Below are 6,176 nucleotides of genomic sequence, written 5' to 3'. Positions count from 1 at the left end.
TTTTGTTGCGACGTCTAGCGTCAAAAAGCCCTACGACTTAACAAGACACCTCTACTTTATCATAAAGAAAAAGTAGTGAGTACTTTCTCCCGTCGGAGATTTCCTCACTACTAATCTTAGTATGTTTATGTTATAATTAAAAGACGAACGTTTATTTACAAAAAAAAGGAGAGCAATATGCCTAAATTTAAACGTATTCACCTGGTTGTCCTGGATTCTGTGGGAATCGGTGCGGCGCCAGATGCCAACAACTTTACCAATGCAGGCGTGCCAGACGGTGCATCAGACACCTTGGGACACATTTCAAAAACAGTCGGCTTGGATGTGCCAAATATGGCTAAACTGGGCCTCGGCAATATCCCTCGTGAAACACCTCTGAAAACAGTTCCTGCCGAGGAAAATCCGACAGGTTATGCGACAAAATTGGAAGAAGTATCACTTGGTAAGGATACCATGACGGGTCACTGGGAAATCATGGGCCTCAACATTACCGAACCTTTCGATACCTTCTGGAATGGTTTCCCTGAGGAAATTTTGACCAAAATCGAAGAATTTTCAGGTCGTAAGGTCATTCGCGAGGCCAATAAACCTTACTCTGGAACGGCTGTGATTGATGATTTTGGTCCTCGTCAAATGGAAACTGGGGAGCTCATCATTTACACCTCCGCAGACCCTGTTCTTCAGATTGCAGCCCATGAGGACATTATTCCGCTTGAGGAGCTCTATCGTATCTGTGAGTACGCGCGTTCTATCACCTTAGAGCGTCCAGCCCTTCTGGGTCGTATCATTGCCCGCCCTTATGTTGGTGAGCCTGGTAACTTTACCCGCACGGCCAACCGCCACGACTATGCCGTTTCTCCATTTGAGCCAACTGTTCTCAATAAACTGGCAGATGCTGGTATCTCGACCTACTCTGTTGGTAAAATCAGCGATATTTTCAACGCCTCAGGCATTACCAACGACATGGGCCACAACAAAAATAACAACCACGGTGTCGATACCCTCTTGACAACCATGGGTCTGGCTGAGTTTGAGACAGGATTCTCCTTCACCAATCTGGTGGATTTTGATGCCAACTTTGGTCACCGCCGTGATGCCAAGGGCTACCGTGATTGCTTGCATGAATTTGATGCTCGCTTGCCAGAGATTATGGCTGCCATGCGTGAGGATGACCTGCTCCTCATCACAGCTGACCATGGGAATGACCCGACCTATGTCGGTACGGACCATACTCGTGAGTACATTCCGCTCTTGGCTTACAGCCCCTCCTTTACTGGCAACGGCTTGATTCCACAGGGACATTTTGCGGATATTTCGGCGACCATTGCTGAAAACTTTGGTGTGGACAAAGCCATGATTGGTGAGTCATTCTTGGATAAATTAGTCTAATGGAAAAAGTAACCGTTTATTACAATCCCGATTGTAGCAAGTGCAAGAAATTGCGGGTGCTTCTCGCTCATCAAGATCTGGAAGTGACCTGGGTTAATTATCTGGAAAATCCCCTGTCCAAAGCAGATTTGGAAAGGATTTTGGCTAAAATGGATGCCCAGCCTTCCCAGCTTATCCGCCTGGCACAGGACGATTTTGCAGGAAAATCCGAGCCAGAAATTCTGGAACTCATGGTAGCAGACCCCAGTCTTGTCAACAGACCTATTGTCGAGCGAGAAAGTACCGCTTTTCTCTGCAGACCGCTGGACGTAATCGTAGAAAAAATGCCAGAATACGACTGGTCAAGATATTTGTAAAAGGAGAAATTATGACACTATTAGAAAAAATCAATGAAACAAAGGCTTTTTTAGAAGAAAAAGGCTTGATTAAGCCAGAATTTGGCTTGATTTTGGGCTCAGGTTTGGGCGAATTGGCAGAAGAAGTCGAAAATGCGATTGTCATCGACTATTCTGACATTCCAAACTGGGGCAAGTCAACAGTTGTTGGGCATGCAGGCAAGCTGGTCTACGGTGACTTGGCTGGTCGCAAGGTCTTGGCGTTGCAAGGGCGTTTCCATTTCTACGAAGGAAATCCGATGGAAGTGGTGACCTTCCCAGTCCGTGTTATGAAAGCTCTTGGTTGTGAAGGTGTGATTGTTACCAATGCCGCAGGAGGTATCGGCTACGGTCCAGGTACCCTTATGGCCATTACAGACCACATCAACATGACTGGTCAAAACCCATTGATTGGTGAAAACTTGGAAGAATTTGGTCCACGTTTCCCAGATATGTCCAATGCCTATACCAAAGCATACCGAGAAAAAGCACATGCAGTTGCGGAAAAATTGGGCATCAAGTTGGACAATGGTGTCTACCTCGGTGTGACAGGTCCTACTTACGAAACACCAGCTGAAATCTTGGCCTTCAAGACCATGGGTGCCCATGCAGTTGGTATGTCAACTGTTCCAGAAGTCATCGTTGCAGCTCACTCAGGCATGAATGTCTTGGGAATTTCAGCTATCACTAACTTTGCAGCTGGTTTCCAATCAGAACTCAACCACGAAGAAGTGGTAGAAGTGACGGAACAAATCAAAGAAGATTTCAAGGGCTTGATTAAAGCGATTTTGGCTGAGTTGTAAGAATTTGAACATAGAATAATAAAGAGGTACAATACATGTCTATCCATATTTCTGCAAAACCTGGCGATATTGCTGATAAAATTCTCCTTCCGGGAGATCCACTCCGTGCTAAATTTATCGCTGAAAACTTCCTTGAAGACGCTGTGTGCTTCAACGAGGTCCGCAATATGTTCGGCTACACAGGTACTTATAAGGGCCACCGTGTTTCTGTCATGGGAACTGGTATGGGGATGCCATCCATTTCCATCTACGCCCACGAGCTCATCAACGAATACGGTGTGAAAAAATTAATCCGTGTTGGAACCGCGGGCTCACTGAGTGCTGATGTTCATGTTCGTGAATTGGTCTTGGCGCAAGCAGCTGCAACCAACTCTCGTATGATCAATATTGACTGGCCAGAGTACGATTTGCCACAAATTGCAAGCTTCAACCTTTTGGACAAGGCCTACCACATTGCTAAAGACTTTGGCTTGACCACTCACGTGGGAAATGTCCTTTCATCAGACAGTTTCTATTCTCCAAAACTCTTCAGTCGTAACTTGGAACTGGGGCAAATCGGTGTCAAGGCGGTTGAAATGGAAGCGGCAGCTCTTTACTACTTGGGAGCTAAATTTGGTGTGGAAACGCTGGCTATCATGACCATTTCTGATAGCTTGGTCAATTCAGATGAGGATACAACGGCAGAAGAACGCCAAAATACCTTCACAGACATGATGAAGGTTGGTCTGGAAACCTTGATTGCGGAATAGGCCGGACTAAGGAGTAACTTGTGATAAGGAGGAATGTATGACATTTGCACACTTTGAACCAACTCGAAATGTAGAAGATTTTCACTTGGCAGGATTTGCTTATTATGACGGATTAGATGTTGTCGAAGAGTTAAAATTGGGAACTTCTCTAGATTTACTGGCTGAACCAACTAATCCTTATGATTCAGAAGCGGTGCTTATTCTTTATCGGGGGAAGAAATTGGGCTACATTCCAAAATACAAGAACAGTTTAATCAGCCGGATGCTTTTTTATGGACACGGGGATATTTTGGAAGCTCGCGTTCAAATGATTGATTTGACGGAACATCCTGATCGTCAACTACGCGTGGTTGTTAAGTTTAAGGACAATCGTCCGACAGCCTAAATCAGTAGACAGAGAAGTTATCAGGTTAATCTGTAACCGTTTGAAAGACGAACTAAGTTCTATTTGTATGGAACTTAGCTTGTCTTTTTTTGTTTTTTAGTGTATAATAGAAAACGGTTACATATAGTAACGAAATAATCATGAACACTTACATATATTAGTTTCATTTAGGAGATTAGGAATGATTAATTTACAAAATTTTGTCCAGTCCATGTACGCTAAGCGGATTGAAGACTGTTCTGACCATGAACTTTACTATGCTTTGCTTGCATTTACAAAGCAACAGAGTGAAGCTAAATATACCAATGAGCAAAAGAAAAAAGTCTACTACATTTCTGCGGAGTTTTTGATTGGTAAACTCTTGTCTAACAACTTGATTAACTTGGGTGTTTATGATGAGGTGAAGAGCCAGCTTGCAGCGGCAGGGAAGGACTTAATCGCCATTGAAGATGTGGAGATGGAGCCATCTCTCGGTAATGGTGGCTTGGGTCGCTTGGCTGCCTGCTTCCTTGATTCCATTGCTAGTCTTGGTCTCAATGGAGATGGTGTCGGTCTTAACTACCACTTTGGACTTTTCCGTCAACTGTTTGAGTACCACCAGCAGTCTGCGGTGCCAAATGAGTGGATTACGCCACGTTCTTGGTTGACAGAATCCCCAATTTCTTACCAAGTGCCATTCGCCAACTTTACCTTGACATCTAAGTTGTATGATATTGATGTTCCTGGCTATAAGACAGAGCGTAAGAATCGTTTGCGTCTGTTTGACCTTGGTTCTGTAGATGACAATATCATCTATGACGGTATCGAGTTTGACAAGGAAGACATTTTCCGCAATCTGACCCTCTTCCTCTATCCAGATGATTCGACAGATGAGGGCAAGGTGCTGCGTATCTTCCAGCAGTATTTTATGGTGTCCAATGCTGCCCAGCTCTTGATTGATGAGGCTGTTGCTAAAGGTTCAAATCTTCATGACTTGCCGGATTACGCTGTAGTTCAAATCAATGATACCCACCCATCCCTTGTCATTCCAGAATTGATTCGTCTCTTGGAACTTCGTGGTATTTCCTTTGATGAGGCAATTGAAATTGTCAAGAAGATGACGGCCTATACCAACCACACCATCTTGTCTGAAGCCCTTGAAAAATGGCCGCTTGATTTCTTGAATCGTGTAGTTCCACACTTGGTGCCATTTATCGAGGAATTGGACCGTCGTGCAAAGGAAGTGAAGAATGACCCAGCGGTTAATATTATCGATGAGCATGGTCGTGTCCATATGGCCCACATGGATATTCACTACGGCTACTCTATCAACGGTGTAGCAGCCCTTCATACTGAGATTTTGAAGACTTCTGAGTTAAAAGCCTTCTACGAGCTTTACCCAGAGAAATTTAACAACAAGACTAACGGTATCACCTTCCGCCGTTGGCTCATGCATGCTAACCCAAGATTGGCTAGCTATCTTGATGGACTACTTGGACATGGCTACCACCATGATGCTAGCGAGTTGGAAAAACTCTTAGAATATAAGAATGACAAGGAATTAAAATCTTGGTTAGAAAAAACCAAGCAGCACAACAAGCGTAAGTTGCAACGTCATATTGCTAAGACGCAAGGTGTGGAGGTCAATCCAGAGTCTATCTTTGACGTGCAAATCAAGCGTATGCACGAGTACAAGCGTCAACAGATGAATGTTCTCTATGTTATCCACAAGTATTTGGATATCAAGGCTGGCAATATCCCAACTCGTCCATTGACAGTCTTCTTCGGAGGAAAAGCTGCACCAGCTTACACAACGGCTCAAGATATTATCCACTTGATTTTGGTCTTGTCACAGGTTATCAAAAATGACCCAGAAGTGGCACCACACTTGCAGTTGGTCATGATTGAAAACTACAACGTAACGGAAGCCAGCTTCATCATTCCAGCGGCAGATATTTCAGAGCAGATTTCTCTTGCATCTAAAGAAGCATCTGGTACTGGTAACATGAAATTCATGCTCAACGGTGCCTTGACTATCGGTACAGATGACGGTGCCAACGTGGAAATTCATGAATTGGTCGGCGATGAAAATATCTACATCTTCGGTCAAGATAGCCAAACTGTTATTGACCACTATGCAAATGGAACCTATCATCCTTATGCCTTCTATGAGCGTGAAGCTATCCGTCCATTGATCGATTTCATTACATCTGATACCATTCGTCATGCTGGAGGTATTGATGAACGCCTCTGGCGCTTACAGGACAATCTCAAGCACAATGACCACTTCATGACCTTGCTGGACTTGGAAGACTATATTGAAACTAAGGAAAGAATGTTGGCAGACTATGAAGACCGTGACAGCTGGTTGGACAAAGTCATCGTCAACATTGCCAAAGCAGGCTTCTTCTCATCAGACCGTACTATTCAACAGTACAACGAAGATATTTGGCATTTGGAAGCTAAGTAAATAAAATAAATTAAAAATGACCTTTCG

6 protein-coding genes are annotated in these 6,176 nt (G+C 44.0%); all 6 read left to right on the top strand.

Features of this window, described 5'->3' with window-relative positions:
- Nucleotides 1-177: 177 nt before the first annotated feature.
- The 6 genes from ACVC7T_RS10060 (at nucleotide 178) to ACVC7T_RS10035 (ending at nucleotide 6,149) form a co-directional block, all read left to right on the top strand.
- The gene (locus ACVC7T_RS10060; RefSeq protein ID WP_447262891.1) at nucleotides 178-1,389 is read left to right on the top strand and encodes a phosphopentomutase; all 1,212 of its coding nucleotides are present in this window, start codon (nucleotides 178-180) and stop codon (nucleotides 1,387-1,389) included.
- Nucleotides 1,389-1,745: an arsenate reductase family protein gene (locus ACVC7T_RS10055; RefSeq protein WP_447262890.1), complete on the top strand. Its 357-nt coding sequence runs from the start codon at nucleotides 1,389-1,391 to the stop codon at nucleotides 1,743-1,745. Before ACVC7T_RS10060 ends, ACVC7T_RS10055 begins: the two co-directional genes overlap by 1 nt.
- Before the next feature lie 11 nt (nucleotides 1,746-1,756).
- Complete coding sequence (locus tag ACVC7T_RS10050) at nucleotides 1,757-2,566, top strand: purine-nucleoside phosphorylase (RefSeq protein WP_447262889.1); 810 nt, start codon at nucleotides 1,757-1,759, stop codon at nucleotides 2,564-2,566.
- A gap of 35 nt (nucleotides 2,567-2,601) precedes the next feature.
- Nucleotides 2,602-3,315 (top strand): purine-nucleoside phosphorylase, encoded by a 714-nt coding sequence (gene deoD, locus ACVC7T_RS10045; RefSeq protein ID WP_105160564.1) that lies wholly within the window; start codon nucleotides 2,602-2,604, stop codon nucleotides 3,313-3,315.
- 37 nt (nucleotides 3,316-3,352) lie between these two features.
- Nucleotides 3,353-3,700, top strand: a complete 348-nt coding sequence (locus tag ACVC7T_RS10040; protein WP_105122526.1) for an HIRAN domain-containing protein — start codon at nucleotides 3,353-3,355, stop codon at nucleotides 3,698-3,700.
- 181 nt (nucleotides 3,701-3,881) lie between these two features.
- Nucleotides 3,882-6,149 (top strand): glycogen/starch/alpha-glucan phosphorylase, encoded by a 2,268-nt coding sequence (locus ACVC7T_RS10035; protein WP_394733527.1) that lies wholly within the window; start codon nucleotides 3,882-3,884, stop codon nucleotides 6,147-6,149.
- Nucleotides 6,150-6,176 lie beyond the last annotated feature (27 nt).

The sequence above is a fragment of the Streptococcus sp. P25B114 genome (genome assembly GCF_053010325.1).
Note: the sequence above shows the minus strand (reverse complement) of the source record. Positions and strands in the feature narration are given on the sequence as shown.

Coding starts and splice junctions, on each gene's coding strand:
- ACVC7T_RS10060 (WP_447262891.1), top strand. CDS start 178: ATGCCTAAATTTAAACGTATTCACCTGGTTGTCCTGGATTCTGTGGGA.
- ACVC7T_RS10055 (WP_447262890.1), top strand. CDS start 1,389: ATGGAAAAAGTAACCGTTTATTACAATCCCGATTGTAGCAAGTGCAAG.
- ACVC7T_RS10050 (WP_447262889.1), top strand. CDS start 1,757: ATGACACTATTAGAAAAAATCAATGAAACAAAGGCTTTTTTAGAAGAA.
- deoD (WP_105160564.1), top strand. CDS start 2,602: ATGTCTATCCATATTTCTGCAAAACCTGGCGATATTGCTGATAAAATT.
- ACVC7T_RS10040 (WP_105122526.1), top strand. CDS start 3,353: ATGACATTTGCACACTTTGAACCAACTCGAAATGTAGAAGATTTTCAC.
- ACVC7T_RS10035 (WP_394733527.1), top strand. CDS start 3,882: ATGATTAATTTACAAAATTTTGTCCAGTCCATGTACGCTAAGCGGATT.